This window comes from Stenotrophomonas sp. Sm6012, from assembly GCF_030985895.1.
Lineage (GTDB): Bacteria > Pseudomonadota > Gammaproteobacteria > Xanthomonadales > Xanthomonadaceae > Stenotrophomonas > Stenotrophomonas forensis.
Genome location: NZ_JAPTFX010000033.1, coordinates 1 through 24,962, shown reverse-complemented (window position 1 = coordinate 24,962; position 24,962 = coordinate 1). Strand labels below are relative to the sequence as shown.

Genomic DNA, 24,962 nt, shown 5'->3' with positions numbered 1-24,962 from the left:
CTTGGTCGGCACATCCACGCATGGCGTGGATCTACCCCATCGGCCGGCTCAACCCGCCGGCAGCAGGATCGACACGCACAACCCGCCATCGCCGCGATTCTGCAGCGACACCCGCCCACCGTGCGCCTCCACGATCTCGCGGGTCAGCGCCAACCCCAATCCGGTGCCATTGCGCTTGGTCGAATAGAACGGCATCAGTGCGTTCTGCAGTACCTGCTCGTTCATGCCCTTGCCGCGGTCCAGCACGTCCAGGCGCAGCCATTGCGGCAGCCGTGTCAGCTGCACCTGCACGTCATCATTGGGCGGATCGGCTTCCGCGCAGGCTTCGTGCGCGTTCTTCAGCAGGTTCAACAGCGCCTGCCCGAACTGCGCGATGTCGATGCGGCTGCTCAGCGCTTCGTCCGGCTCGTGCTCCATGGTGAACGGAATCTGCTGGCGCAGGCTGGACAGGAACGGCGCCCAGTGCACGGTCTGCAGCTGAGGCTGCGGCAGCTTGGCAAAGCGCGCATAGCCACGGATGAAGCCCTCCAGGTGGCGCGCACGGTCTTCGATGGTGGTGAAGATTTCCGGCAGCCGGTCGAAGCGTTCGCGCTGCACCAGCACGCCGCCGGAATGGGCCAGCGAAGCGATCGGCGCCAGCGAGTTGTTGAGTTCGTGGCTGATCACCCGGATCACCTTCTTCCAGGTCTGCACTTCCTGGCGCCGCAGTTCGGCGGTCAGCAGGCGTACCAGCAGCAGGTCGTGCGGGCGGCCGTTGAGCTGGAACGCGCGGCGTGAGAGGTGGTAGACCTGCTCGTCGTCCTCGTCGCCGTCCTCGCCTTCGGCATGGACCGCGAACAGGCTGTCGCCGCCACGGGCGATCGCGTCGCGCAGCTCCACCGGCACCTGTTCCAGCACATCTTCCAGGCGCTGGCCTTCCAGCTTCCAGCCGCCGTGCAGCAGCTTGCGCGCGGCCAGATTGGAGAACACCACGCGGGCGATGCCATCGCCGCCGGACGCGATCAGCAGCATCGCCACCGGCGTGTTCTGCACCATGGTGTCGAGCAGCAGTTCGCGCTGTACCAGCCCTTGCCGCTGCGCACGCAGCACATCGCCCAGCTCGCGGTGCGCCTGCACCAGGTCGCCCAGCTCATCATTGCCCGGCCAGTGCACGCCGAAGTTGTACTCACCATCGCGGTAGCTGCTGGTGGTGCCGGAGAGGGCGCGCATCAGCGAGCGCACCGGTGCGGTCGCGCGGCGCAGGGTCCACCACATCAGCGACAGCAGGACCAGCGTCGATACCGTGGTGATCACCCAGCCGTGATCCATCCAGTACGCCAGCAGCCACGGCAACGCGGCAGCCAGCGCCAGCACCGGCAGCAGGCGCAGGAACAGGCGGAAGGTGAACGAGCGCCGCTTCATTCGCGCGGAATGCCGTGGCGGTCCATGCGCCGGTACAGGGCCTGGCGGCTGAGCCCGAGCTCGGCCGCGGCCTGCGCGATCACGCCATGGTTGCGTGCCAGCACATCTTCGATGCGCGCGCGATCAGGATCATTGCCGGCACCCGGTGCCGGGCGCGGTGCCGCCGCGGTGCGCGGCAGGTTGAGGTCAGCCACTTCGATGCGGCTGCCGGTGGCCAGCAGCTGGGCGCGCTGGATCACATTGCGCAGTTCACGCACATTGCCGGGCCACGGATGCCGCTGCAGCGCAGTGGCCGCGGCACTGGACAGTGGCTTGTCGGTGGCCAGGAAACGCTCGGCCAGGGGCACGATGTCGCCCGGGCGTTCGGCCAGTGGCGGCAGCACCAGTTCCACCGTGTTGAGGCGGTAATAGAGATCTTCGCGGAAGGTGCCGTCGCGGATCATGGCCGGAAGGTCGGCATTGGTCGCACTGACCACGCGCACCTTGACCTGGCGCTCGCGGTTGGAGCCCAGGCGCTCGAAGCGGCCGGTTTCCAGCACGCGCAGCAGCTTCATCTGCCCGCCCAGCGACAGGTTGCCGATCTCGTCGAGGAACAGGGTGCCGCCGTCGGCCGCTTCGAACTTGCCCTCGCGTGCCTTGTTGGCGCCGGTGTAGGCACCGGCCTCGGCGCCGAACAGTTCGGCTTCGATCAGTTCCGATGGCAACGCACCGCAGTTGACGGTGATGAACGGGCCCTTGGCCACCAGCGAATTGGCCTGGATGATCTGCGCGATTTTCTCCTTGCCGGCGCCGTTGGGACCGGTGATCAGCACCGGTAGCTCCGAGCGTGCGACCTGGCAGGCCAGGGCGATGACACGCTCGCTGGCCGGGTCGGCGAACACGGCGCCGCACAGGTCGTACTTCTCCTCCAGTGCGTTGCGCTGGCGCAGTTCACGGCTGCGACGCCGGTCCAGTTCGCGACGCGCCTCGGACAACTCCAGCAGGTTGTTGACCGTGGTCAGCAGCTTGCGGTCGTCCCACGGTTTGGCCAGGTAGTCGGCGGCACCGGCCTTGACCAGGTCCACCGCGCTGCTCAGATGGGTCCAGGCCGTGAGCAGGATCACCGGCAGGTCCGGGTGGCGTTCGCGGATCTGCGCGAACAGAGCCTCGCCTTCCTCTCCGGACGTGGTGTCCTCGCTGAAATTCATGTCCTGGATCACCAGGTCGACCGGCTGCGACTCGAGCAGTGCCAGGCCCTCGGTCGGGCTCTGTGCCTGCAGGGTATCGATGTCGTGAAGGGAGAACAGCACGTCCAGCGCGGTACCCACGCTGGCGTTGTCGTCGATGATCAGGATCGAAGGCATCAAGCGGTTCTGCAGAAAGGGATGGGCGGCGCCGTTGGAGCCGTTCGTGTCCACACGCCGGGAGAGCCCGGCGCCACCCATCAAGCATAGCCAAACCTGTGGCCGCAGGCGCGGTCCGGGCTTACCGCGGCGGAGCAACCAGTGCCAGGCGCCAGGCAGCCGCATTCACCGGTACGGTCAGTTCGCGCCTGTCGCGGCGCAGCAACAGGTAGGCGGTGGGGGCGGTGGAGTGGCGCAGGGCTTCGGTCAGATGCTCGATCCTGCGCACGGCGGTGTCATCCACGCGCAGGATGCGGTCACCGCTGCGCACGCCGAAGCGGGCTTCGGGGGCAGCGGCTTCCACCCGCACCTGGCCTTCGGTCGAGCGCAGCGCCAGCCGTGCATCCTGCTGGCGCCACTCCAGCGTCTGCGCGCTGCTGCTGCCGGCCAGGGCCGGCAGGGATGGAAGCAGCATCAGCAGCAGCCAGCAGGCGCGCATCTCAGGCGCCCCGGGTGGCAACCGCCGGCGGTACCGCTGCAGCACGCCGCGCCGGCCCGAACACCGCGATCTGGCCCAGCGCCCACAGCAGCAGCGCACCCAGTGGCAGGTAATACAGCGGCATGCGCGGCAGCTCGTACATGTTCATCAGTGCCAGGTTGATGGCGTAGGCCGCCAGCATGCCCAGCACGATGCCCAGTGTGGCCAGCAGGAAGTTCTCGGTCTGGAAGTAGCGCAGGATCTGCCCGCGGGTAGCGCCGAGCGCGCGGCGGATGCCGATCTGCTTGCTGCGCTGCTGCACCCAGAAGCTGGCCAGGCCGATGATGCCCAGCGCGGTGACCACCAGCAGCGACACGCACACGGTGACCAGCAGGCCGACCATTGCCCGGTCGTTCTTGAAGTAGTCCTTGCGCTGGTCCTCGTAGGTCAGCTTGTCGCGCATCAGCCGGTTGGGGTCGATGCGTTCCAGCGCCGCGGCGGCAGCATCGAGTACTTCCTGGCGCCGTGCCGGATCGGTCCGCAGCACGTACGTGCCGCCTTCATCGAAGGAGCGCTGCAGCGGCAGCAGCATCGAATTGGTCCAGTTGTCGTTCCAGCCATTGGGCGTGCTGAGCGTGTCGACGATACCGACCACGTTCAAGGGTTGCTTGCCCATGTAGTAGGTCTTGCCCAGCGCGCTGCCGTTGGGCTCCATCTTCGCGGCAGTGCTCTGGGTGAGGATCACGGGAACGGCCTTCTGCTTGGCACCGCCCTTGGAGGCGTCCTTGAACTCGATGTACTCGCCGGGAAGGAAGTCGCGGCCTGCGATGAGGTTGATTCCCATCGTGCCCAGGCCGCCTTCGGACAGGGTGTACATCGACGCATTCGTGGTCGGGCGCTCCTGGTCGACCTCGCGGGAGATGCTGCTGCTGGAGGAGCCGTTGCGGAACGGCACCTGGTTGATGATGGTGGCACTGGTGACGCCGGGAATCGCGCGCAGTGCCGCCAGATCTTCGCGGGTGCGTGCCATGGCGTTGGTCTGCTCGCCGATGCCGCTGACCCGCAGCATCACCAGTTCGTTCTCGGCGATGCCGCTGGGCATGCTGATCTTGTCGACGCGCTGGCTGACCAGGAACAGCGCGTTGCAGACGATGGCGCAGGTCAGGGCGACTTCCAGCACGATCAGGGCGGCAGCAGTCTTGTGCCGGCGCAGGGTGCTGAGGATGGGGCGGATGTCCATGGGAGTCCTCGTTCCGGTACTTACTGCGACTTGAGCTGGATGGCCGGGGTGACCTGCATCGCACGCCAGGCCGGCAGGAAACCGGCGGCAAGGCTGGCGAACAGGGTCAGGCCCAGTGCGAGCAGCAGCATGCTGCCGTCCAGATGAGCGAGCTGCGCGTAGTCCACCGGTTGCTGGCGCACCGCGTACAGGCCGAGCAGGGCCAGCCCGATGCCGAGCACGCCGCCGACCACGCCGACTGCGCCGGCTTCGACCAGGCACTGCAGGAAGATCTGGCCGCGGCTGGCACCGAGGGCACGGCGCACGCCGATCTCACCGCTGCGGCGCAGGAACTTGGCCAGCAGCAGGCCCACCGTGTTGACCAGGCAGACCCCGAGGAAGCCCAGTGCCAGCCACAGCTGCAGGCGCACGTCGCTGGGTACTGCGCCGTTGAAGTCCAGCCATTCCATCACGGTGCGCAGGCGCACGTTCGGCGGGTGCTTGAAGCGGCCGGCCTCACGCTGCTGGGTCGAGTAGTTTTCCAGGTAGCGGCGGTAGTCGGCGGCCTTGGACGGGTCCAGTTCCACCCAGTACTGCAGCCAGGCGCACGGCGCATTGAGCGAGTAGCTGTTGCCGTCGGGATTTTCGCCGAAGCAGTTCATGTTGCCGTTGTTGCCGAGCTTCAGGTCGAACGAGGTGGAGATCGGCAGCAGCAGGTCTTCGTTCTTGCCGTAGCTGCCGGTGGTCAGGTCATAGAAGTGCGGCTCCGGGCTCCATTCCTTCATTACGCCGACGATGCGGTAGCTCTGGCCCTCCATGCGCAGGTCGCGGCCCACGCTGTTGGCGCCCTGGAACAGCTTGTCGTTGAGCGCCTTGGAGATGACCACCACGCGTGCGCGGCCTTCATCGTCCTCCCGCGTCCACGGCCGGCCGTACTGCATGGGCACCTCGAACATCGGGAAGAAGTCGGCCGAGGTCCAGCGGGTGTCGATGCTGAAGGGCTTGAGCGTGCTGTTGTCCGGCTCGATGGTGCCGCCGCCGCCGCTCATCAGCGCCTGGCGCTCACCCTTGGCTTCGCGCAGCAGCGCTTCACCGTCGAAGCGGGTCAACTGGGTTTCCGGCTCTTCGCCAGCGACGTAGGCGCCGGTCGCGGCATCAAGCTGCACGTAGAACAGCCGATCGCTCTTGCCGGGAATCGGGTCGCCGGACAGCACGTGGAAGACGGTCAGCGTGGTCATCGAGGCGCCGATGCCGAGTGCGATGGCAACCACCATCAGTGCGGTCAGGACCTTGTTGCGGCGGAAGCTGCGCGCCGCCAGTCGGGCGTAGTAGGCGAACATGGTCGTGCCCTCACTCGTTGACGGCGACGATGTGGCGCACCGGCGTGGCCAGCACCGGCTCACGCACCAGGTCGGTCACCTGGCCGTCGACGATGTGCACGTTGCGCTGCGCACGTGCGGCCAGCTCCGGATCGTGGGTGACCATCACGATGGTGGTGCCGGCCGCATTGATCTCTTCCAGCAGCTCCATCACGCCGCGTGCCATTTGCGTATCCAGGTTGCCGGTCGGTTCGTCGGCCAGCAGCAGGCGCGGGCTGCCGGCCAGGGCGCGTGCGATCGCGGCACGCTGCTGCTGGCCGCCTGACAGCTCGTTGGGGTAGTGCTTCATGCGCGAGCCGAGGCCGACCTGGCTCAGTGCCTTCTCGATGCGCTCGCGGCGTTCGTTGGCACTCATCTTCCGGTAGCGCAGCGGTACGTCGACGTTGTCGAACAGATTGAGGTCGGGGATCAGGTTGAAGCCCTGGAAGATGAAGCCGATCTTCTGGTTGCGCAGGCGGCTGCGGGCATCGTCGCCCAGCGTGCTCACGTCCTGCCCGTCCAGCATGTAGGTGCCGCTGGTGAAGGTTTCCAGCAGGCCGGCGATGTTGAGGAAGGTGGTCTTGCCGGAGCCGGACGGACCGGTGACGGCGACGAACTCGCCTTCCTTGACCTGCAGTTCCAGCGAGCGCAGTGCGTGGGTTTCGACCTGTTCGGTGCGGAAGACCTTGGCGACCGAACGCATTTCGAGCATGTACATGGGGTGTCCTCTCTCCAGGATTCAGGGTTCAGGTATCAGTTGACGGAGACGCGTTCGGCGTCCTTGAACAGGTCGCTGCCGGAGACCACGATGCGGTCGCCCGGTTGCACACCCGACTTGATTTCCACTTCGCCCAGGCTGCTGACGCCCAGTTCCACCGGACGGCGCACGGCGGTGCGGCCATCCATCACGTAAGCGATGCCGTTGCCCTGTTCGACGAACGGGCCGCGCTCGACCTTCAGCACGTTCCTGCGGGTATCGAGCAGCACGCGCACCGACATCCGCTGGCTCTGGCGCAGGCCCTCCGGCTGCGCGCTGGCGAAGCGCACGCGGGCGTTGACCTCGCCGTTGACCACCTCCGGCGACACCGCGCTGATCTCGCCCGGGAACGGCTGGCCGTTGCCGCCGGTCAGCTGTGCGGGCATGCCGATCGCCAGGTCACGGGCGAAGCTCTCCGGAACCTTGATCTCGACTTCGAACTTGGACAGGTCGACAACGCCCAACACCGGTGCGTTGGCGGCCAGGTTGGTGGACTGGATCGCCTGCACCTGGCCGACCTGGCCATCGAACGGCGCGCGCAGGGTCAGTGCATCGACCTGGCGCTGGACTTCGGCCACCACGGCCTTCTGGCGATCGGCCAGCAGCCGCTTGTTGCGTGCGTCCAGGTCGGCGCCCTGGCTCTGCAGGCGTGCATCGGTGGTGGCGTTGGCCAGGGTGATGTCGGCCTTCTTCAGCGAGTCCTTGGCCTTGGCCAGGTCGATCTGCGGCACCGCACCGCCGTCGTAGCCGCGCTGGTAGCGCTGCAGGTCGCGGTCGGCGGCCTGCCGTTCGATGGTGGCCTGGTCGGTTTCCTTGCGCGACTTGGCGCGGGCCAGGGTCGCGTCCAGCGCTGCGCGGCTGGCCTCGGCTTCCAGGCCGGCCAGGGTGGCCTGTTCCTGGGCCAGCTTGCTGCGCAGTTCCGGGCTGTCGATGACCGCCAGTTCCTGGCCCTTCTTGACCACGTCGCCGGCAACCACCTTCAGGTCCACGGTACCGGCCGAGATGGCGTACAGGATCGGGCTGTTGGCGGCGATCACCCGGCCGTCGGCCGCGATGTCACGGACCAGGTCGCCCCGCTTCACTTCGGCGATGCGCACGCGGCTGCTGTCGAAGGAGCGGCTGGCGTTGGACCAGGCGTGCACGGCCCAGCCGATGCCGGCCAGCAGCACGAGGGCGCCCGCCGCCGGCCAACGGTAGCGGTGCCAGTTGGCGCGGGTGGCGCTGGCCGGTGCGGAGGAAACGATCTGGTCCTGGGCGGAAGTGTCGCGGATCATCGGATGCGTGCCTTGCGGTGGTACCCAATACCAAGCACGTAGCGTGCCAACTTTATTCTGTTTCAGATCAATGGCTTGTCGGGTCCGTGGCGATGTCCGGGTGTCCGCGGACACCTTTCCGGACACTTTCATTAAGCGGACAGGAGGGGGAACCCGGACACGCAGGCTAGAATGCGCCGATCGTCTTCAAGGAATTGCGTGACATGTGTGGAATCGTGGGTGCGATCGCCGATCGCGACGTAGTGCCGGTGTTGATCGAGGGCCTCAAGCGCCTTGAGTACCGTGGTTACGATTCCTCGGGCATCGCCGTGATCGATCAGGGCGAACGGCCGGAGGTGCGTCGCGTGCGCCGTACCGGCCGTGTGTCGGAAATGGCCACGGCGGCCGAGGCTGAAGGCTTCAATGCGGTGCTGGGCATCGGCCACACGCGCTGGGCCACCCACGGCGGCGTCACCGAGGCCAATGCGCATCCGCACATCAGCCAGGGCGTGGCGCTGGTGCACAACGGCATCATCGAGAACCACGAAGAGCAGCGCGAAAGGCTGCGCGCGCTGGGTTACACCTTCGAGTCGCAGACCGACACCGAAGTCATCGCGCACCTGATCCATCATCACCTGAAGGATGGCGACGATCTGCTGGTGGCGCTGCAGCACACGGTGAAGGAGCTGACCGGTGCCTACGCACTGGCCGTGGTCAGTCGTGCCGAGCCGGAGCGCTTCGTCTGCGCGCGCATGGGCTGCCCGCTGCTGGTCGGCCTGGGTGAAGGCGAGAACTTCGTTGCCTCTGATGTCTCGGCGGTGATCTCGGCCACCCGCAAGGTGATTTTCCTGGAAGAGGGTGACACGGCCGAGATCCGCCGCGACGGTGTGCGTATCTTCGACGAGCACGATCAGCCGATCGAGCGCGACGTGCATCTGTCCGACGTGTCGCTGGCATCGCTGGAGCTGGGCCCGTATCGCCACTTCATGCAGAAGGAAATCCACGAGCAGCCGCGCGCCCTGGGTGACACCATCGAGGCGGCAATCGACGCCGGTGGCTTCCCGGCCGAGCTGTTCGGCAAGAGCGCCGAAGCGGTGCTGTCGGGCATCGAAGGCGTGCAGATCATCGCCTGCGGTACCAGCTATTACGCCGGCCTGACCGCGCGCTACTGGATCGAAGCCATCGCCGGCCTGCCGTGCAGCGTGGAGATCGCCAGCGAATACCGCTACCGCGCCGCCTATGCGAACCCGAAGCACCTGATCGTCACCATCTCCCAGTCCGGCGAAACGCTGGATACGATGGAAGCGCTGAAGTACGCCAAGTCGCTCGGCCACAAGCACACGCTGTCGATCTGCAACGTGCCGGAAAGTGCGATCCCGCGCGCCAGCGAGCTGGTCTGCTACACCCGCGCCGGTGCCGAGATCGGCGTGGCCTCGACCAAGGCCTTCACCACCCAGCTGGCCGCGCTGTTCCAGCTGACCGTGGTGCTGGGCAAGCTGCGTGGCCGCATCGACGCGGCACAGGAAGCGGACTACCTGGAGCAGCTGCGCTTCCTGCCGGGTAGCGTGCAGCATGCACTGAACATGGAGCCGCAGATCGCGGCATGGGCCGAGCGTTTCGCGCGCAAGAGCAGCGCGCTGTTCCTGGGCCGCGGCCTGCACTACCCGATCGCGCTGGAAGGCTCGCTCAAGCTCAAGGAAATCTCCTACATCCATGCCGAAGCCTATCCGGCGGGCGAGCTGAAGCATGGCCCGCTGGCGTTGGTGGACGAGGACATGCCGGTGGTGGTGATCGCCCCCAACGACAGCCTGCTGGAGAAGGTGAAGTCGAACATGCAGGAAGTGCGCGCCCGTGGTGGCGAGCTGTTCGTGTTCGCCGACCAGGACAGCAACTTCAACGAGTCCGAAGGCGTGCACGTGATCCGCACGCCGCGTCATGCCGGCGTGCTCAGCCCGATCGTGCACACCATTCCGGTGCAGCTGCTGGCCTACCACACCGCGCTGGCGCGTGGCACCGACGTGGACAAGCCGCGCAACCTGGCCAAGAGCGTGACGGTGGAGTAACGCCGGCTGGTGGACCTGGAAGCGGTACACGAAGGGGGCCCAGGTGGCCCCCTTTCGTTTGCGCCGATGATCGCATCAAGTGGGACAGCCACCGGCCGTTCTGTCCGCCGTCGGCAGGCCGCAATCAATCTTTAATGCGCAATGCCGCCTGTATTCAGCGGCGGTTTCAGCCACGGTGCCATTCTCTGGATCGTCGCTTGGTTCCCACGACGAACTGTCCTATCGATGCCGGTAGTGACCGATGGTCGCAGTCGTAGAATCGATTTGACCGAGGCATGGGTTGAGCGGTTGAGCCCACCTCGTTCGCGTTGCAGTACGTCGCCTGCCGATGCATCTCCCAGGGCAGGCACGTGCGCCAGACGTGCGCTGAAAGGTCTGTTCCCGGGGAGGGGGCGTATCGGAAGAGCACACTTTTTTGACTTCAGTGACCTGCACCAGGAAACAAGAATGAACGTCCGCGAACTCCTGCAATCCAAGAAAGAAGCTGTCATCACCATCGACGCCGAAGACACCATCGGTGCCGCCGCCCACAAGATGAGCGCGAACAAGATCGCTGCGCTGGTGGTGATGAAGGACGATGCCCCGGTCGGCATCATTTCCGAAAAGGACATCGTGCGTACCCTGGCCGACGACGGCCCGCAGGCCGGTCGCCGGGTGATTTCCAGCGTGCCGACCACCGGCCTGGAAGGTATCTCGCCGGAGGCTACGCTGAAACAGGCCATGTCATTGATGACGTACTCGCGGCGCCGTCATCTGATGGTCACCGAAGGCACCCGCCTGGTCGGCATCCTCAGCCTGGGCGACATCGTGAAGAACCTGCTGGGCGAGCTCGAGCTGGAAAAGGCCGTGCTTCAGGACATCTACATGGCCGCTCACTGAGGGCTGCAGTGCTGGAAGCAGAGAAGCCGGGCATTGCCCGGCTTCTTCGTTCACGGCATCGGTGAAATCAGAACGTGACCTTTACCGAATCGGCGCTGTAGTTCGCCGGCCCGTGGTAGACCACTTCGATGTTGTTGCCGTCCGGGTCGAGTACGAAGGCGCCGTAGTAGCCCGGATGGTAGGGGCGTTCGCCCGGCGCGCCATTGTCGGTACCGCCAGCGGCGATCGCGGCGGTGTGGAAGGCATCGACGGTGGCGCTGTCGCGCGCCTGGAAGGCCAGGTGATGGCGGCCGGTCAGCTGGCCAGCGGCGGCCTCGCTGCTGGCGCTGGAAACGAACAGCTCATCGGCCCAGAAGTAGTCATCGCCTTCGCCGGCGATCGGGATGCCGATCGTATCGAACACCGCCTGGTAGAAGCGGCGGCTGGCGGCCAGGTCACGCACCACAAGCTGCAGATGGTCGATCAAACGGCCGCGGTGCAGTTCCATCGTTTCCATACCAACCTCACAAAAAAGGGGACGGAGGGAATTAAGTCGCTTTCAGCCCAATAGTGCCAGAAACGACTTAATCCCCTCCGTCCCTTTTCGGGTCAGTTGGCGATGATCTCGACCCAGTAGCCGTCGGGATCCTTGATGAAGGCCAGGTTCTTCATGCGGCCGTCGGTCAGGCGCTTCTGGAAGGTCACGCCGAGGTCCTCGAAGCGCTGGCAGGCGGCTTCGATGTCCGGCACCGACACGCAGATATGGCCGAAGCCGCGCGGGTCGCTGTTGCCGTCGTGGTATACCGCGCCGTCCTGGGCCTCGGTGCCGTGGTTGTGGGTCAGTTCCAGCACGCCCGGCAGGCCGGCCATCCACCGGCGGCGCTGGGCGTCGTCTTCCGGCGCCACCGCGCCGCCCGGCACGTAGGCCAGGAAGTACAGGCTGAACTGGGCCTCCGGGAAGTCGCGCTTGTCGATCAGCTGGTAACCGAGCACGCGGGTGTAGAAGTCCAGCGAGGCGGTGATGTCCTTCACTCGCAGCATGGTGTGGTTGAACACGAAGCCGCGGGTCTCGGCCGGGGCCTGGGCGGCGACGCCGGGGACATCGCGCAGGGCGGGAATGGTCATGGGGGGAGATCCTTCAGACAGGGCCGTTGCCGGCCGGATGTCCCCATTCTAGCGAGCAGCACCTGACCGCACCGCGACGTACAATGGTCGGATCGCACCGTTCCGTCCCGATACCGATGGCCCGCCATGTCGCAGCGTGAATGGGTGGCTGCTGCCATCCGCAAGATCGAAGCTGATTTCAACCGTTCCGCCGATACCCACCTGATTCCTCTGGCGCTGCCTGGGTTCGAGGGCATCGAGCTGTACCTGAAGGATGAATCGAGCCATCCCACCGGAAGCCTGAAGCACCGGTTGGCGCGCTCGCTGTTCCTGTATGCGCTGGCCAATGGCTGGCTGCGCGAGGGCCGGCCGGTGATCGAGGCCTCCAGCGGCTCGACCGCGGTGTCCGAAGCCTATTTCGCGCGCCTGCTCGGGCTGCCGTTCATCGCGGTGATCCCGGCCACCACCTCGCCGGAGAAGATTGCGGCGATCGAATTCCATGGTGGCCGCTGCCACCTGGTCGAGCGCGCCTGCGACCTCAACTGCGATTCGGAAAAACTGGCCCGCGAAACCGGCGGCCACTTCATGGATCAGTTCACCTACGCCGAGCGCGCCACCGACTGGCGTGCCAACAACAACATCGCCGAATCCATCTTCAAGCAGATGGCCGAGGAACCCAGCCCGATCCCGGAATGGATCGTGTGCAGCCCCGGTACCGGTGGTACCGCCGCGACGCTGGGCCGCTATGTCAGCTATCGCCGGCACGACACCCGCATCCTGTGCGCGGACCCGGAAATCTCGGTGTTCTTCGATGGCTACAAGGCTGCCGTGGCCGGTGAGCCGGACTGGCGAGGCCTGACCTGCAGCGGTGGTTCGCGCGTGGAAGGCATTGGCCGGCCGCGGGTGGAGCCGAGCTTCATCCCGACCAGTGTCGATGCGATGGTGAAGGTGCCCGACGCGCTGAGCCTGGCCGCGATGCGCCATGTCAGCCGCCAGCTCGGCCGCCGCGTCGGTGGTTCCACCGGCACCAACTTCATCGGCGTACTGCAGGCCGCGCAGTGGATGCGCGAGGCCGGTCACCACGGCAGCATCGTCAGCATCCTGTGCGACAGCGGCGAGCGTTACGCGCAAAGCTATTACGACCCGGCGTGGTACGTGCGGCAGGGCATTGATGTCGAGCGCGCCGATGCGCAGCTGGCGGCAGCGGTGGCCGGGCAGGGCTTGCCGGAACTGCCGTGGAGCAGCCTGGAAGCGCTGTAATGCGGCAACGCACGGCTGGATGTGGATCGGCGCGGTACAGTCGACTGTTAGTCGACTGCTCTCCGTTCAGGTCGTGAAAATGCCGCGCTGCGCGCGATAGTCGACTAACAGTCGACTCTACCGGTGACCGGTCACCGGTCACCGCTGCGGCCCGCTCAGTACCCCGCCGCGGTGAACGCATCGAGCACCGCATCACGCAAGGCATCGGGCAGCGCCTCGATGTCCATCGCGCGATCATCCAGGTGCAGGCTGGGGTCCAGCGTGCTGGCGCGGCCCTGGGCAAGGGCCTGCAGCCACAGCAGCACGCAGATCACGAACTCGCGTTCATGGCCCAGCTGCAGCTGGCTGGCGCCGCGCTCGATCACTTCGAACGGGTACCACTCCTGGGCGTCATTGAACGTGCCGCCCTGCTGCAGCACCGCCTGCAGCTGCTGCAGGTGGCGCGGGGCGTCGTCGCCGGCATCGCACAGCGCGGCGATCCAGGTCAGTTCGGCCGGGCTGGCAGACAACGCCAGTGACCGCGCCGCTGGGGCGGATGCAACTGCAGCCAGACCTTCCATGTAGGGCCTCGTTCGGTACGTACCGCTGCGGACTCCCCCGCAGCCAGAGCTTCGAGCTGCGACCGTAAGGCCGACGTGAATGCCAGGCGTCACCCCCTTGTCAGCCACGCCCGCCAGCGCCATATGTACCAGGCTGCCCGCCTGCCGGGCCCGTACCCTGGAGATCTGCCGTGACCGCTGCCAACCCCCTGCTCGATTTTTCCGGCCTGCCGCGCTTCGAGGTGATCCGCCCCGAGCACGTGGCGCCGGCGCTGGATGTGCTGCTGGCCGAGGCCGAAGCGGCCGTCAGCGCCGCCGAGCAGGTGCAGCCAGTGCGCTGGGAGAGCTTCGTCGCCCCGCTGGATGACGCCACCGAGCGTCTGTGGCGCGCCTGGGGCCTGGTCGGCCATCTGCAGGGCGTGGTCAACACCCCGGAACTGCGTGAGGCTTACAACAGCAACCTGCCGCGGGTGACCCGCTTCGCCAGCGCGCTGGGCCAGAACCTGGCGCTGTACCGCCAGTACCAGGCGCTGGCCGCCAGCCCGGAAGCCGCGGGTTTCGACGAGGCCCAGCGCAAGGTGCTGGACAACACCCTGCGTGATTTCCGCCTGGGCGGTGCCGAGCTGGCGCCCGAGGCGCAGCAGCGCTTTGCTGCGATCAAGGAAGAGCTGTCGGCGCTGTCGGCGAAGTTCTCGCAGAATGTGCTCGACGCCACCGATGCGTGGTCGCTGATCATCGAGGATGAAGCGCGCCTGGCCGGCCTGCCGGAGGACGTGAAGGCCGCCGCGCACGCTGCGGCGGAAAAGGACGGAAAGCAGGGCTGGAAGCTGACCCTGCAGATGCCGTGCTACCTGCCGGTGCAGACCTGGGCCGAAGACCGTGACCTGCGCGAGATCCTGTATCGCGCCAGTGCGCAGCGTGCGTCCGAGTTCGGCGACGACGCGCTGGACAACAGCGGCAACATCGACCGCATCCTGGCCCTGCGTACGGAGCTGGCCGCGCTGCTCGGCTTCGCTTCCTACGGCGATTATTCGGTAGCGACCAAGATGGCGCAGGACCCGGCCGAGGTGCTGGGTTTCCTGCGTGACCTGGCCGCGCGTGCCAAGCCGTTCGCGGCCAAGGATCGCGCCGAGCTGGAGCAGTTCGCGCGAGAACAGCTGGGCATCGACAGCCTGCAGGCCTGGGACCTGGCGTTCGCCGCCGATCGCCTGAAGCAGGCGCGCTACAGCTATTCCGAGCAGGACGTGAAGCAGTACTTCACCGAACCGAAGGTACTGGGCGGCCTGTTCTCGGTGATCGAGCAGCTGTATGGCCTGCGCGTGAAGGAAGACAGCGCGCCGGTGTGGCATGAGGATGTGCGTTTCTTCCGCCTGGTCGATGCGCAGGGCGCGCTGGTCGGCCAGTTCTACCTGGACCTGTATGCGCGCGAAGGCAAGCGCGGTGGCGCGTGGATGGATGATTGCCGCAACCGTCGCGTGCGTGCCGACGGCAGCGTGCAGACGCCGCTGGTCTACCTGGTGTGCAACTTTGGTCGCGGTGCCAATGGCAAGCCGGCTACCTTCAGCCACAACGAAGTGACCACGCTGTTCCATGAAATGGGCCATGGCCTGCACCAGCTGTTGACCCGCATCGGTGAACTGGGCGTGGCCGGCATCAATGGCGTGGAATGGGATGCGGTGGAACTGCCCAGCCAGTTCATGGAGAACTTCTGCTGGGAATGGGGCCACCTGCAGGCCATGACCGCGCACGTCGAAAGCGGCGAGCCGCTGCCGCGTGCGCTGTACGAGCGCATGCTGGCCGCGCGCAATTTCCACAGCGGCATGGCCACCGTGCGCCAGCTGGAATTCGGCCTGTTCGACATGCTGCTGCACAGCCAGTTCGAACCGGCGCAGGACAGCGTGCTGGCACTGCTGGACCGCGTGCGTGCGGACGTGGCGGTGAACCATCCGCCGGTCTGGAACCGCTTCCCGCACCAGTTCAGCCACATTTTTGCCGGTGGCTATGCGGCGGGTTACTACAGCTACAAGTGGGCTGAGGTGCTCAGCGCCGATGCCTACGCCGCGTTCGAGGAAGCACCGCAGGCACTGGCTGAAACCGGTGCGCGCTTCCGCGATGAAATCCTGTCGCGCGGCGGCAGCCGTCCGGCTGCGGAGAACTTCAAGGCCTTCCGTGGCCGCGCGCCGCAGATCGACGCGCTGCTGCGCCATTCGGGCATGGCGTAAACCGTTGTGGTGGGTGCCAACCTTGGTTGGCACCTTCTGGCAATAGTGCGGACCAAGGTCCGCACCCACCGAAGAGCGGTGCTCTATTCGGCGTAGATCATCTTCCGGCTCATGCCGCCGTCGACGATGAAGTCCTGGCCGGTGGTGAAGCCGGACAGCGACGACAGCAGATACACCGCCAGCGCGCCGATGTCCTCGGGGCGGCCGACACGGCCGACCGGGTGCTGGGCGTGATCGGTGGCCGAGTAGTCGGGCTGGTGGCGCCGCGAGGGCGCCTGCCAGGCCGTGGTGCCGATCCAGCCGGGGCTGATGCTGTTGACCCGCACCGCCGGGCCGCTGCTGATCGCCAACGCGTGGGTGAAGGCGACCAGCCCGCCCTTGGCCGCCGCATAGGCCTCGCTGTGCGCTTCGGACTGCCAGGCGCGGGTGGAGGCGATGTTGATGATCGCGCCCTCAGTGCGGGCCGAGAGTGCCGGCAGCGCGTGCTTGCTGCACAGGAAGGCACCGTGCAGTGACGACAGGCGGCGCTGCCATTCCTCCCACGCCATGTCCTGCAGCAATGTGCCATGCGGGCCGGCGATGCCGGCGTTGTTGACCAGTCCGTCGATACGGCCGAACCGCTGCAGGGCCACCGCGACGAAGTCGCGCACGCTGGCTTCGTCGGTGATGTCCAGGCGCTGGAACGCGGCATCATCACCGCGCTGCCATTCCGCCAGACACGCCTCCCCGGCCTCCACGTCCAGGTCGCCGATCAGCACGCGTCCGCCGGCGCCGAGCACGGCCTGGGCGACGCCACGGCCGATGCCGTTGGCGCCGCCGGTGACCAGCACCACCTTGCCCTGCAGCGGTGCCACCGGCCACGCCGCGATCGGCGGCACCGTGCTCATGACAGGTCTTCGCCGCGCAGGCGGCGATGCCAGCCGTCCACACCGATGCGGTCCAGGGTCTGGATGTTGCGCTCGACGATCACGTCCGGGTCCGGATAGACATCCACCGCGCGCGCCACGCTGTCTTCGCGCAGCAGGTGCAGGGTGGGGAAGGGCGCCCGGTTGGTGTAGTTGCTGGCGTCGTCCGCGGCCACGCCGTCGAACTGATAGTCCGGGTGGAAGCTGGCCACCTGCAGGATGCCCTGCAGGTCCAGCGCCTCGATCGCGGCGTCGGCGTTGTCGAGGAAGTCGTTGTAGTCGAGGAAATCGGTCAGCACCTGCGGATGCACGATCAGCGTGGTGTCGATCTGCTCGGCCGGGGTATCGCGGAGCAGCACCAGCTCTTCGGCCAGTTGTTCGACCAGCGCCTCGGGCGTGGTGGCGTCACTCAGCACGATGCGGACCTGGTCCTTCACGTACACCGCCTTGGCGAACGGGCACAGGTTCAGGCCGATCACGATGCGCTCCAGCCACAGGCGGGTGGCGGCGATCGGATCATCGGTGGGCAGGTGGGAATCGGTCATGGCGGGCACGTCGGCTGGCGGGGCGGCCATTGTAGGCGCGTCGCCGGCAACGCGCCGTCGTACCTGCCGGTGGCGGCGCCGGGTCACGCCCGGCGCATGCCTCAGTCGCGGAAGTTGTTGAACTGCAGCGGCAGCTCGAACTTGCCGGCCTTGAGCACGGCAATGGCGTCCTGCAGGTCATCGCGCTTCTTGCCCTGCACGCGCAGCTTGTCGCCGTTGATCTGGCTTTCCACCTTCAGCTTGGCGTCCTTCAGTGCAGCGGCGATCTTCTTGGCGATCTTCTGCTCGATGCCCTGCTTGACGGTGATCTTCTGCCGGGCCTGGGCCAGGTTGGTCTCGATGTCGCCGAACTCCAGGCTGAGCACGTCGATGCCGCGCGCGGCCAGGCGGGCGCGCAGGATGTCGTTCATCTGCTTGAGCTGGAACTCGGTCGGCGCGGTCTGGTTGATGACATCGCCATCGCGTTCGAACTTCGCGTCCACTCCCTTGAAGTCGAAACGGGTGGCCAGCTCACGGTTGGCCTGGTCGATGGCGTTGGTCAATTCGTGGGTGTCGACTTCGGACACGACGTCGAAGGAAGGCATGGGCGCGGCTCCGCAGGATTCAGTGAGGGCCATTCTATCGTGCCGGCCTGCCAGCTTTTTGTAGAGTCGAGCTTGCTCGACTGCTTTGTGAAGAGCAGTCGAGCAAGCTCGACTCTACGGAACGGCGCGGTCGGCGATAATGGGCCATGAACGTGCAACGCTCCCCCTCGCGCGCGGTGGCCTGGATGGTCGCGGCAGTCGCCTGTTTCTCGCTGATGGACGCTGGCATGAAGCAGCTGTCGGCCAGCTATCCGACGCTGGAAGTGACCTTCCTGCGCGGCGCGGCCTCATTGCCATTCGTGCTGGTCTGGGTGCTGGTCAGCGCCGGCCCGCGGTCGCTGGTACCGCGACGCTGGGGCCTGCACCTGCTGCGCGGCGCACTGGGCATGGCGATGATCGGCTGCTTCGTGTTCGCCCTGCGCGACCTGCCGCTGTCCACCGCCTACACCATCTATTTCGTCGCCCCGCTGCTGATCGCGGCACTGTCGGTGCCGCTGCTGGGTGAGCGGGTCGGGCCGCGGCGCTGGGTCGCCATCGGCATCGGCCTGGTCGGCGTGCTGGTGGTGCTGCGGCCGGGCGTGGACGGCTTCATTTCGGTGCCTGGGTTGATGGTGCTGGCCGCGGCCACCGCCTACGCCGTGGCCGCGATCACGGTCAGCCTGCTGACCCGCACCGACACCTCGCAGTCGATGGTGGTCTGGTTCCTGGTGATCATGGCCGTCGGCGCCGGCCTGCTGGCCCTTCCCGGCTGGGTGCCGCTGCAATTGGCGCACGCGCCGCTGATCGCCGGCATGGGCCTGGCCGGGGCACTGGGCCAGATCGCCTTGACCAAGGCCTTCCAGCTGGGCGAAGCCTCGATGATCGCGCCGCTGGAGTACAGCGGCCTGGTCTGGGTGATCGGCTGGGATCTGGCCTTCTGGGGCCAGCTGCCGGACGGCTACACCTGGGTGGGCGCGGCGATTATTGTCGCTTCCGGCCTATACCTGCTGCACCGTGAGCGGGTGAACCGGCAGGAGCCGCCGAAGCCGCTGGATCATCCCTGATCCCGAGGGGGGTAGTGCGGGCTGCTGGCCGGCAACTCCTCACGCTGGAGGGATCCGCTGCGGTTGCCGGCCAGCGGGCGGCACGACCGGGTGCGAGGCTTCACGGGCGCCTTAGAACCAAAAGGAATAACATTCCGGCTTATGGCGCGGGCGCGTGAGCGCCGGCGCTGGTAGGCTGCACGCCCCCTTCCGTCACCCAGCCGGTGAGCCACGCCCGTGATCGAGTTCCAGCGCCTGCACAAATCCTATGCCGTTGCCGGCCGCGAAGTCAGCGCGCTGCAACCGCTGGACCTGACCATCGAGGCCGGTGAGGTCTTCGGCATCATCGGCCATTCCGGCGCGGGCAAGTCGACCCTGATCCGCATGATCAACCGTCTGGAAGAACCCAGCGGCGGCCGGTTGCTGATCGGTGGCGAGGACGTCACCGCACTGGACGCGGACGGCCTGCGCGCGCTGCGCCGGCGCATCGGCATGATCTTCCAGCACTTCAACCTGCTGTCGTCGCGCACGGTGGCCGGCAATGTCGCCTTCCCGCTGGAGCTGGCCGGCACGCCGAAGGCGGAGATCGACGCGCGCGTGGCCGAGCTGTTGCAGACGGTGGGCCTGGAGGCCCATGCGCAGAAGTACCCGGCGCAGCTGTCCGGTGGCCAGAAGCAGCGCGTCGGCATCGCCCGCGCGCTGGCGACGCGCCCGCAGATCCTGCTGTGCGACGAAGCCACCAGCGCGCTCGACCCGCAGACCACCGCCTCGGTGCTGTCGCTGCTGTCGAAGATCAACCGCGAGCTGGGCCTGACCATCGTGCTGATCACCCACGAGATGGACGTGATCCGTCGCGTCTGCGATCGCGTCGCCGTGCTCGATGCCGGGCAGATGGTCGAGACCGGACCGGTCACCCGGGTGTTCCTGCACCCGCAGCACCCGACCACGCGCCGATTCGTCAGTGAATCTGAGCATGTCGACGAAGGCGCGCTGCACCGTGATTTCGACGCCGTCGGTGGCCGCATCGTGCGCTTGACCTTCCTCGGCGGCGACACCTACGAGCCCTTGCTGGGCAGCGTCGCGCGCGAGACCGGCGTCGATTACAACATCCTGTCCGGCCGCATCGACCGGATCAAGGACACCCCGTATGGCCAGCTGGTGGTCGCCCTGGTGGGCGGTGACCAGTCCGCCGCGCAGGCCGCGTTCGTGGCCGCCGGCGTGCACGTTGAGGAACTGCGTCGATGATCATCGCCACTGCCGGCGGCTTTTTCCGCCACCTGGATGCGGGCAAGTGGGCCGATATCGGCCAGGCCACCCTTGATACCCTGCTGATGCTGCTCGGTTCGCTGCCGCTGACCCTGGCCATCGGCCTGCCGCTGGGCGTGCTGCTGTACCTGTTCGGTGCGCCGCAGATGAAGCGCCGGCCGCTGGCCTATGGCGTGCTGGCGCTGGTGGTGAACCTGTTGCGTTCGGTGCCTTTCATCATCCTGATGATCGTGCTGATCCCGGTCACCCTGTTCCTGATGGGCACCTCGCTGGGCGTGCGCGGCGCGATCGTGCCGCTGGTCATTGGTGCTGCGCCGTTCTATGCGCGCCTGGTCGAGACCGCGCTGCGCGAGGTTGACCGCGGCGTGATCGAAGCGACCCAGGCGATGGGCGCCACCACCTGGCAGCTGGTCACCCGCGTGCTGCTGCCGGAGGCGCGCCCTGGCCTGATCGCCGGTGCGACGGTCACCACCGTGGCCCTGATCGGTTTCACCGCGATGGGCGGTGCGATCGGTTCCGGTGGCCTGGGCGACCTGGCCTTCCGCGACGGCTACCAGCGGTCGCACACCGACGTGGCCCTGGTCACCGTGGTCCTGCTGCTGGTGCTGGTGCAGCTGCTGCAGATGCTCGGCGACCGCCTGGTCGCGCATTACAGCCGCAAGTAACGGGGGGCCGGGAGACGCCCGGCATCGTCCGGGTAGTGCCGGCCGCTGGCCGGCAACCTGCAGAACGTCGATATTGGGCTTGTCATAGCGCGGGACTCTGGAAGCCGCCACGCCCATCAGGAATCGATATCGCCAGACTGGGACTGGCAGCACAGCGCCTTCCTTGGTATGTTCCGTTCAACGTAATACGTTGAACGGAATGATCCGTTCATTCCGCTGCAAGCAGACCCGCGCCGGAACCTGCCCCCGTGCCTGGCGTCCAATCCGGCGCGTGGCAGAACGCAAATTGCAACTGCTCGATTCGGCACAGACGTTGGCCTTCCTCCGCAGCCCGCCCGGGAACCGCCTCGAGGCGCTGTCAGGCGATCGGAGAGGGCAATACAGCCTTCGTATCAACGATCAGTGGCGGCTCTGCTTTACCTGGACCGACAGCGGCGCCGACGCCGTAGAAATTGTTGACTATCACTGAGGTGCCCGCCATGAAGCGTCCCCACAACGGCATGCGCGCCATCCATCCTGGCGAGATCCTGCGCGAAGAGTTCCTGCTGCCCCTGGCGCTGAGCGTGAATGCGCTGGCGAAGGCCTTGGATGTGCCCGCAACGCGACTGCACGCCATCGTGCACGGCCAACGCAGCATTTCGGCGGATACAGCGGCGCGGCTGGCGCGGCATTTCGGTGGGGATGCCGCGTCCTGGCTCGCGATGCAGGCGGCCTACGATCTGAAGACCTTGCCAACACGCAGCGAAATCGAACGCCGGGTGCAGCCACGCGCGGCGTGAAGCCGGTCGCACGGACCCGGCTCCGCAGCCACGATCCGATCAGCGCACGTTCGGTACTTCGTAGCCCAGCTTGCCGACCTGGTCTGGATGCTGCGGCACGCGCTTGAGCTTGTCGGTATTCACGCCGTACTCGTCGCGCAGGCGCTCGGCCAGCTCCTTGTACAGGGCTTTGTCCATGTCCGGCTTGCGCGCGAAGATCCAGGCCATCTCGCGACCCGGGTAACCGATCAGCGCCCAGGAATAGTCCGGGGCCACTTCCAGCACACGCGAATGGGTCGGCACGACACGGTAGAACCAGGTACGCCAGCCGTGGTTGCCGCTGTCCGGATCGACACTGGCACGTGCGCGCACTTCCTGCAGCGGTTCGCCGAAGCCGTCCCGGTAGCGGTAGGTGATGCCGACCTTGTGCGCGTCGCGAAGCTCGTACTCGTTGACGCTGGCGACATGCCCGCGTTCGATGAAGTTCGGCACGCGGCCGATCACGTACCAGGTGCCCATGAAGCGCTTCAGGTCGATCGGCGCGTCCAGAGCGGCCGCGTCGGTGGCGCGGGACGATGGCGGCTCACTGGCGGCCACGGCGGGGCCCGCCAGCGACAGGGCCAGCAGCACGGCGCAGAACGGGCGGATCGAAGTCATGCGGGAGCGGGCTCCAGTGGGCTTGCACGCGCATGGTCGACTGTGTGCACGCGATCCGTCAATGGTGTCGCAGTCCGTGAGAAGGCCCTTGCCCACGCTGTGTTGCATTGTCCACCGGAGAAGCCCCATGAACGTACGTTCCGTCCGTCGCCCTGCAACTGAACGCGTCATCTTCGAGCGCGCCGATCCACGCCTGCTGCGCGGCGTGCAGCAGGTGGCGCTGGCCGGCGTGGCGCTGGTGCTGGTCTGGCCGGCCGCGCGCGGCAGCAGCGCCTGGCTGGGCTGGCTGCCGATGTGGCTGGTCGGCATGCCGCTGGTGGCGTGGTGGGCACTGCTGCGTTTCCCGCTGCCGCGCCTGTCATGGCTGCGGCTGGCACGTCGTACCGGTGGACAGGCGCGGCGCCGTCCGGCTTCGGCTGCGCGCGGTCGACGCCGCCCGGCGGCCACGGCCTGACCTTCGACACGGGGGCGACCGCGACATTCCGTGCTAGCGTTCCACGGCTTATGACTGCCTGGAGCTGCAATGTCACGACTCGCTTCCGCCTGCCTGCTGGCCGGCATGATGACCGCTGCCTCGGTGGGGACCGCCGTGGCCGCTGAAGACACCGATCGCTACGCCTGGCTGGAGGACGTCACCGGCGACAAGCCGCTGTCCTGGGTCAAGGAACAGAACGCCAAGTCCGAGGCGCGCCTGGCGCAGACCCCGGCCTTCAAGCAGATGGAGACCAGCATCCGCGAGGTGCTCGACTCCGATGCCAAGATCCCCGGCGTGCAGAAGATCGGCGACTACTACTACAACTTCTGGAAGGACCAGCAGCACGAGCGCGGCCTGTGGCGGCGCACCACGCTGGCCGAGTACCGCAAGGCCTCGCCGCAGTGGGAGACCGTGCTCGACCTGGACGCGCTGAACAAGGCCGAGGGCGAGAACTGGGTCTGGCACGGCGCCGACTGCCTGCGCCCGGACTACAGCCGCTGCCTGATCGCGCTGTCGCGCGGCGGCGCCGATGCCGACGTCACCCGCGAGTTCGACCTGGCCAACAAGGCCTGGATCAAGGACGGCTTCTTCCGTCCGGAGTCGAAGGGTGGCCTGAACTGGATCGACCGCGACACCGTGTTCGTCTACACCGACTTCGGTGCCGGTACCATGACCACGTCCGGCTATCCGCGCGTGGCCAAGCTGTGGAAGCGCGGCACGCCGATGGCCTCGGCCAGCGTGGTGTACGAAGGCAAGCCGGAAGACATGTACATCGCGGCGATGCACGATGACACCCCGGGCTTCGAGCGCAACCTGGTCAGCCGCACGCTGGCGTTCTACAACAACGAGATCTACCTGCGTGGCGACGACGGCACGCTGACCAAGATCGACGCGCCGAACTCGGCCGAGAAAGGCCTGCACAAGCAGTGGCTGACCCTGGAGCTGCGCGATCCGTGGACCGTGGGTGGCAAGACCTATGCGTCCGGTTCGCTGCTGGCGACCCGGCTGGACGACTTCCTGGCCGGCAAGCGTGACTTCGAGGTGCTGTTCACCCCGACCGCGACCACCTCGCTGGCCAGTGCCACCTGGACCAAGAGCCACCTGGTGCTGAACGTGCTGGACGACGTCAAGAACCGCCTGTCGGTGCTGACTCCGGGCGCCGATGGCTGGCAGACCAGCCGCTTCGTCGGTGCGCCGGCCTTCGGCACGCTGGGCGTGTCCGCCGTGGACAGCAACGACAGTGACGCGGTGTGGCTGACCGCCACCGACTACCTGACCCCGACCACGCTGGCCCTGGCCGAGATCGGCCAGCCGCCGGAAACGCTGAAGACCATGCCGGCCTTCTTCGATGCCAAGGGCAAGGTGATCGAGCAGCACTTCGCCACCAGCAAGGACGGCACCCGCGTGCCGTACTTCGTGGTGCACGACAAGGCGATGAAGCTGGATGGCTCCAATCCGACCCTGCTGTACGGCTACGGTGGCTTCGAGATCTCGCTGACCCCGAGCTACTCCGGTGGCATGGGCCGCGCCTGGCTGGAGAAGGGCGGCGTGTACGTGGTCGCCAACATCCGCGGCGGTGGCGAGTACGGCCCGCGCTGGCACCAGGCGGCGCTGAAGCAGAACCGCCACAAGGCCTATGAAGACATGGCTGCGGTGGCACGTGACCTGGTCAAGCGCAAGATCACCACCGCCAAGCACCTGGGCGTGCAGGGCGGCAGCAACGGCGGCCTGCTGACCGGCAACATGCTGACCCAGTACCCGGAACTGTTCGGTGCGGTGGTGGTGCAGGTGCCGCTGCTGGACATGAAGCGCTACAGCCATCTGCTGGCGGGCGCCTCATGGATGGCCGAGTACGGCAACCCGGACACCAGTGACTGGGAGTTCATCAAGACCTTCTCGCCGTACCACCTGTTCGACGCGAAGAAGAACTACCCGCCGGTGCTGTTCACCACCTCCACCCGCGATGACCGCGTGCACCCGGGCCATGCCCGCAAGATGGCGGCGAAGATGATCGACGCCGGCAAGGACGTGACCTACTACGAGAACATTGAAGGCGGTCACGGCGGCGCAGCCAACAACGCGCAGGCCGCGCATATGTCGGCGCTGGCCTACAGCTTCCTGTGGGAGCGGTTGGGCGGCAAGTAAGCAGAACGGAAAACGCCGCCCCAAGGCGGCGTTTTTCTTTACTGGTAGTGCCGGCCGCTGGCCGGTAAACCGCGGATGTGTGGGTGATGCCGTTGCCGGCCAGCGG

25 protein-coding genes are annotated in these 24,962 nt (G+C 66.8%); 11 read left to right on the top strand and 14 right to left on the bottom strand.

All coding sequences use genetic code 11. The features are described from left to right. Positions 1–48: 48 nt before the first annotated feature. The 7 genes from O0J73_RS08485 to O0J73_RS08455 form a co-directional block, all read right to left on the bottom strand. A complete protein-coding gene (locus O0J73_RS08485; protein ID WP_006471298.1) occupies positions 49–1,401 on the bottom strand; it encodes a HAMP domain-containing sensor histidine kinase in 1,353 nt (450 codons plus the stop codon). After that, positions 1,398–2,744: a sigma-54 dependent transcriptional regulator gene (locus O0J73_RS08480; protein ID WP_006471296.1), complete on the bottom strand. Its 1,347-nt coding sequence runs from the start codon at positions 2,742–2,744 to the stop codon at positions 1,398–1,400. Before O0J73_RS08480 ends, O0J73_RS08485 begins: the two co-directional genes overlap by 4 nt. Positions 2,745–2,865: 121 nt before the next feature. Beyond that, positions 2,866–3,222, bottom strand: coding sequence for a PDZ domain-containing protein (locus O0J73_RS08475; protein WP_308308484.1), 357 nt, complete (start codon positions 3,220–3,222; stop codon positions 2,866–2,868). A 1-nt stretch (position 3,223) separates the two neighbouring features. After that, positions 3,224–4,441, bottom strand: a complete 1,218-nt coding sequence (locus tag O0J73_RS08470) for an FtsX-like permease family protein (protein ID WP_006471293.1) — start codon at positions 4,439–4,441, stop codon at positions 3,224–3,226. A gap of 20 nt (positions 4,442–4,461) precedes the next feature. Continuing rightward, positions 4,462–5,760 (bottom strand): ABC transporter permease, encoded by a 1,299-nt coding sequence (locus tag O0J73_RS08465; protein ID WP_197563972.1) that lies wholly within the window; start codon positions 5,758–5,760, stop codon positions 4,462–4,464. 10 nt (positions 5,761–5,770) lie between these two features. Next, on the bottom strand, positions 5,771–6,496 hold the full coding sequence (locus O0J73_RS08460) for an ABC transporter ATP-binding protein (protein ID WP_006471290.1): 726 nt from the start codon (positions 6,494–6,496) through the stop codon (positions 5,771–5,773). Between the two features lie 35 nt (positions 6,497–6,531). Then, the gene (locus O0J73_RS08455; protein WP_197563971.1) at positions 6,532–7,809 is read right to left on the bottom strand and encodes an efflux RND transporter periplasmic adaptor subunit; all 1,278 of its coding nucleotides are present in this window, start codon (positions 7,807–7,809) and stop codon (positions 6,532–6,534) included. Between the two features lie 203 nt (positions 7,810–8,012). Between O0J73_RS08455 and glmS the strand changes: the two genes are divergently transcribed. Together glmS and O0J73_RS08445 are read left to right on the top strand one after the other, a co-directional pair. Then, positions 8,013–9,851, top strand: a complete 1,839-nt coding sequence (gene glmS, locus O0J73_RS08450; protein WP_308308483.1) for a glutamine--fructose-6-phosphate transaminase (isomerizing) — start codon at positions 8,013–8,015, stop codon at positions 9,849–9,851. 447 nt (positions 9,852–10,298) lie between these two features. Then, positions 10,299–10,730, top strand: coding sequence for a CBS domain-containing protein (locus O0J73_RS08445; RefSeq protein WP_006471195.1), 432 nt, complete (start codon positions 10,299–10,301; stop codon positions 10,728–10,730). A 67-nt stretch (positions 10,731–10,797) separates the two neighbouring features. Here O0J73_RS08445 and O0J73_RS08440 read toward each other — a convergent pair whose 3' ends face one another. Both O0J73_RS08440 and gloA read right to left on the bottom strand, forming a co-directional pair. Beyond that, complete coding sequence (locus O0J73_RS08440; RefSeq protein WP_006471193.1) at positions 10,798–11,226, bottom strand: VOC family protein; 429 nt, start codon at positions 11,224–11,226, stop codon at positions 10,798–10,800. Positions 11,227–11,318: 92 nt separating this feature from the next. Then, the gene (gene gloA / locus O0J73_RS08435; protein ID WP_308308482.1) at positions 11,319–11,834 is read right to left on the bottom strand and encodes a lactoylglutathione lyase; all 516 of its coding nucleotides are present in this window, start codon (positions 11,832–11,834) and stop codon (positions 11,319–11,321) included. A 126-nt stretch (positions 11,835–11,960) separates the two neighbouring features. Between gloA and O0J73_RS08430 the strand changes: the two genes are divergently transcribed. Further along, a complete protein-coding gene (locus O0J73_RS08430) occupies positions 11,961–13,073 on the top strand; it encodes a PLP-dependent cysteine synthase family protein (protein WP_006471155.1) in 1,113 nt (370 codons plus the stop codon). 155 nt (positions 13,074–13,228) lie between these two features. On the opposite strand, the gene O0J73_RS08425 is transcribed toward O0J73_RS08430, so the two are convergent. After that, positions 13,229–13,633: a hypothetical protein gene (locus O0J73_RS08425; RefSeq protein WP_006471153.1), complete on the bottom strand. Its 405-nt coding sequence runs from the start codon at positions 13,631–13,633 to the stop codon at positions 13,229–13,231. A 170-nt stretch (positions 13,634–13,803) separates the two neighbouring features. Here O0J73_RS08425 and O0J73_RS08420 point away from each other — a divergent pair, with 170 nt between their 5' ends. Then, positions 13,804–15,834, top strand: coding sequence for a M3 family metallopeptidase (locus O0J73_RS08420; RefSeq protein ID WP_006471150.1), 2,031 nt, complete (start codon positions 13,804–13,806; stop codon positions 15,832–15,834). Between the two features lie 83 nt (positions 15,835–15,917). Here the strand turns inward: O0J73_RS08420 and O0J73_RS08415 are convergent, their stop codons facing one another. The 3 genes from O0J73_RS08415 to O0J73_RS08405 all read right to left on the bottom strand — a co-directional run bounded on the left by O0J73_RS08415 (position 15,918) and on the right by O0J73_RS08405 (position 17,868). Then, positions 15,918–16,721, bottom strand: coding sequence for an SDR family oxidoreductase (locus tag O0J73_RS08415; protein WP_197563968.1), 804 nt, complete (start codon positions 16,719–16,721; stop codon positions 15,918–15,920). Beyond that, positions 16,718–17,284 carry a DUF1415 domain-containing protein gene (locus O0J73_RS08410; RefSeq protein ID WP_164086601.1) on the bottom strand — a complete coding sequence of 189 codons (567 nt, stop codon included), beginning with the start codon at positions 17,282–17,284 and terminating at the stop codon, positions 16,718–16,720. Before O0J73_RS08410 ends, O0J73_RS08415 begins: the two co-directional genes overlap by 4 nt. A gap of 101 nt (positions 17,285–17,385) precedes the next feature. Further along, complete coding sequence (locus O0J73_RS08405) at positions 17,386–17,868, bottom strand: YajQ family cyclic di-GMP-binding protein (RefSeq protein ID WP_006471121.1); 483 nt, start codon at positions 17,866–17,868, stop codon at positions 17,386–17,388. Positions 17,869–18,014: 146 nt separating this feature from the next. On the opposite strand from O0J73_RS08405, the gene O0J73_RS08400 reads away from it, so the two are divergent. The 5 genes from O0J73_RS08400 (at position 18,015) to O0J73_RS08380 (ending at position 21,600) form a co-directional block, all read left to right on the top strand. Then, entirely contained in the window at positions 18,015–18,911 is an 897-nt protein-coding gene (locus O0J73_RS08400) for a DMT family transporter (protein WP_006471120.1), read from the top strand. 216 nt (positions 18,912–19,127) lie between these two features. Further along, positions 19,128–20,135: a methionine ABC transporter ATP-binding protein gene (locus O0J73_RS08395; protein WP_006471119.1), complete on the top strand. Its 1,008-nt coding sequence runs from the start codon at positions 19,128–19,130 to the stop codon at positions 20,133–20,135. Then, entirely contained in the window at positions 20,132–20,821 is a 690-nt protein-coding gene (locus O0J73_RS08390) for a methionine ABC transporter permease (protein WP_006471118.1), read from the top strand. Before O0J73_RS08395 ends, O0J73_RS08390 begins: the two co-directional genes overlap by 4 nt. A gap of 199 nt (positions 20,822–21,020) precedes the next feature. Beyond that, positions 21,021–21,290: a type II toxin-antitoxin system RelE/ParE family toxin gene (locus tag O0J73_RS08385; RefSeq protein ID WP_006471117.1), complete on the top strand. Its 270-nt coding sequence runs from the start codon at positions 21,021–21,023 to the stop codon at positions 21,288–21,290. A 10-nt stretch (positions 21,291–21,300) separates the two neighbouring features. After that, positions 21,301–21,600 (top strand): HigA family addiction module antitoxin, encoded by a 300-nt coding sequence (locus tag O0J73_RS08380; protein WP_006471116.1) that lies wholly within the window; start codon positions 21,301–21,303, stop codon positions 21,598–21,600. A gap of 39 nt (positions 21,601–21,639) precedes the next feature. Here O0J73_RS08380 and O0J73_RS08375 read toward each other — a convergent pair whose 3' ends face one another. Beyond that, entirely contained in the window at positions 21,640–22,236 is a 597-nt protein-coding gene (locus O0J73_RS08375) for a lipocalin family protein (protein WP_308308480.1), read from the bottom strand. A 127-nt stretch (positions 22,237–22,363) separates the two neighbouring features. Between O0J73_RS08375 and O0J73_RS08370 the strand changes: the two genes are divergently transcribed. Both O0J73_RS08370 and O0J73_RS08365 read left to right on the top strand, forming a co-directional pair. Then, on the top strand, positions 22,364–22,690 hold the full coding sequence (locus tag O0J73_RS08370; protein ID WP_197607183.1) for a hypothetical protein: 327 nt from the start codon (positions 22,364–22,366) through the stop codon (positions 22,688–22,690). A 69-nt stretch (positions 22,691–22,759) separates the two neighbouring features. Further along, complete coding sequence (locus O0J73_RS08365; protein ID WP_308308479.1) at positions 22,760–24,856, top strand: prolyl oligopeptidase family serine peptidase; 2,097 nt, start codon at positions 22,760–22,762, stop codon at positions 24,854–24,856. The last annotated feature ends 106 nt before the right edge of the window (positions 24,857–24,962 follow it).

Bases quoted from the DNA above. Each gene is read 5' to 3' on its own strand.
- O0J73_RS08385 (WP_006471117.1), top strand. From the start codon at position 21,021: ATGATCCGTTCATTCCGCTGCAAGCAGACCCGCGCCGGAACCTGCCCC.
- O0J73_RS08405 (WP_006471121.1), bottom strand. From the start codon at position 17,868: ATGCCTTCCTTCGACGTCGTGTCCGAAGTCGACACCCACGAATTGACC.
- O0J73_RS08400 (WP_006471120.1), top strand. From the start codon at position 18,015: ATGAACGTGCAACGCTCCCCCTCGCGCGCGGTGGCCTGGATGGTCGCG.
- O0J73_RS08410 (WP_164086601.1), bottom strand. From the start codon at position 17,284: ATGACCGATTCCCACCTGCCCACCGATGATCCGATCGCCGCCACCCGC.
- O0J73_RS08485 (WP_006471298.1), bottom strand. From the start codon at position 1,401: ATGAAGCGGCGCTCGTTCACCTTCCGCCTGTTCCTGCGCCTGCTGCCG.
- O0J73_RS08440 (WP_006471193.1), bottom strand. From the start codon at position 11,226: ATGGAAACGATGGAACTGCACCGCGGCCGTTTGATCGACCATCTGCAG.
- O0J73_RS08430 (WP_006471155.1), top strand. From the start codon at position 11,961: ATGTCGCAGCGTGAATGGGTGGCTGCTGCCATCCGCAAGATCGAAGCT.
- O0J73_RS08415 (WP_197563968.1), bottom strand. From the start codon at position 16,721: ATGAGCACGGTGCCGCCGATCGCGGCGTGGCCGGTGGCACCGCTGCAG.
- O0J73_RS08460 (WP_006471290.1), bottom strand. From the start codon at position 6,496: ATGTACATGCTCGAAATGCGTTCGGTCGCCAAGGTCTTCCGCACCGAA.
- O0J73_RS08445 (WP_006471195.1), top strand. From the start codon at position 10,299: ATGAACGTCCGCGAACTCCTGCAATCCAAGAAAGAAGCTGTCATCACC.
- O0J73_RS08390 (WP_006471118.1), top strand. From the start codon at position 20,132: ATGATCATCGCCACTGCCGGCGGCTTTTTCCGCCACCTGGATGCGGGC.
- O0J73_RS08380 (WP_006471116.1), top strand. From the start codon at position 21,301: ATGAAGCGTCCCCACAACGGCATGCGCGCCATCCATCCTGGCGAGATC.
- O0J73_RS08375 (WP_308308480.1), bottom strand. From the start codon at position 22,236: ATGACTTCGATCCGCCCGTTCTGCGCCGTGCTGCTGGCCCTGTCGCTG.
- O0J73_RS08475 (WP_308308484.1), bottom strand. From the start codon at position 3,222: ATGCGCGCCTGCTGGCTGCTGCTGATGCTGCTTCCATCCCTGCCGGCC.
- O0J73_RS08465 (WP_197563972.1), bottom strand. From the start codon at position 5,760: ATGTTCGCCTACTACGCCCGACTGGCGGCGCGCAGCTTCCGCCGCAAC.
- O0J73_RS08365 (WP_308308479.1), top strand. From the start codon at position 22,760: ATGTCACGACTCGCTTCCGCCTGCCTGCTGGCCGGCATGATGACCGCT.
- O0J73_RS08480 (WP_006471296.1), bottom strand. From the start codon at position 2,744: ATGCCTTCGATCCTGATCATCGACGACAACGCCAGCGTGGGTACCGCG.
- gloA (WP_308308482.1), bottom strand. From the start codon at position 11,834: ATGACCATTCCCGCCCTGCGCGATGTCCCCGGCGTCGCCGCCCAGGCC.
- O0J73_RS08470 (WP_006471293.1), bottom strand. From the start codon at position 4,441: ATGGACATCCGCCCCATCCTCAGCACCCTGCGCCGGCACAAGACTGCT.
- O0J73_RS08455 (WP_197563971.1), bottom strand. From the start codon at position 7,809: ATGATCCGCGACACTTCCGCCCAGGACCAGATCGTTTCCTCCGCACCG.
- glmS (WP_308308483.1), top strand. From the start codon at position 8,013: ATGTGTGGAATCGTGGGTGCGATCGCCGATCGCGACGTAGTGCCGGTG.
- O0J73_RS08425 (WP_006471153.1), bottom strand. From the start codon at position 13,633: ATGGAAGGTCTGGCTGCAGTTGCATCCGCCCCAGCGGCGCGGTCACTG.
- O0J73_RS08370 (WP_197607183.1), top strand. From the start codon at position 22,364: ATGAACGTACGTTCCGTCCGTCGCCCTGCAACTGAACGCGTCATCTTC.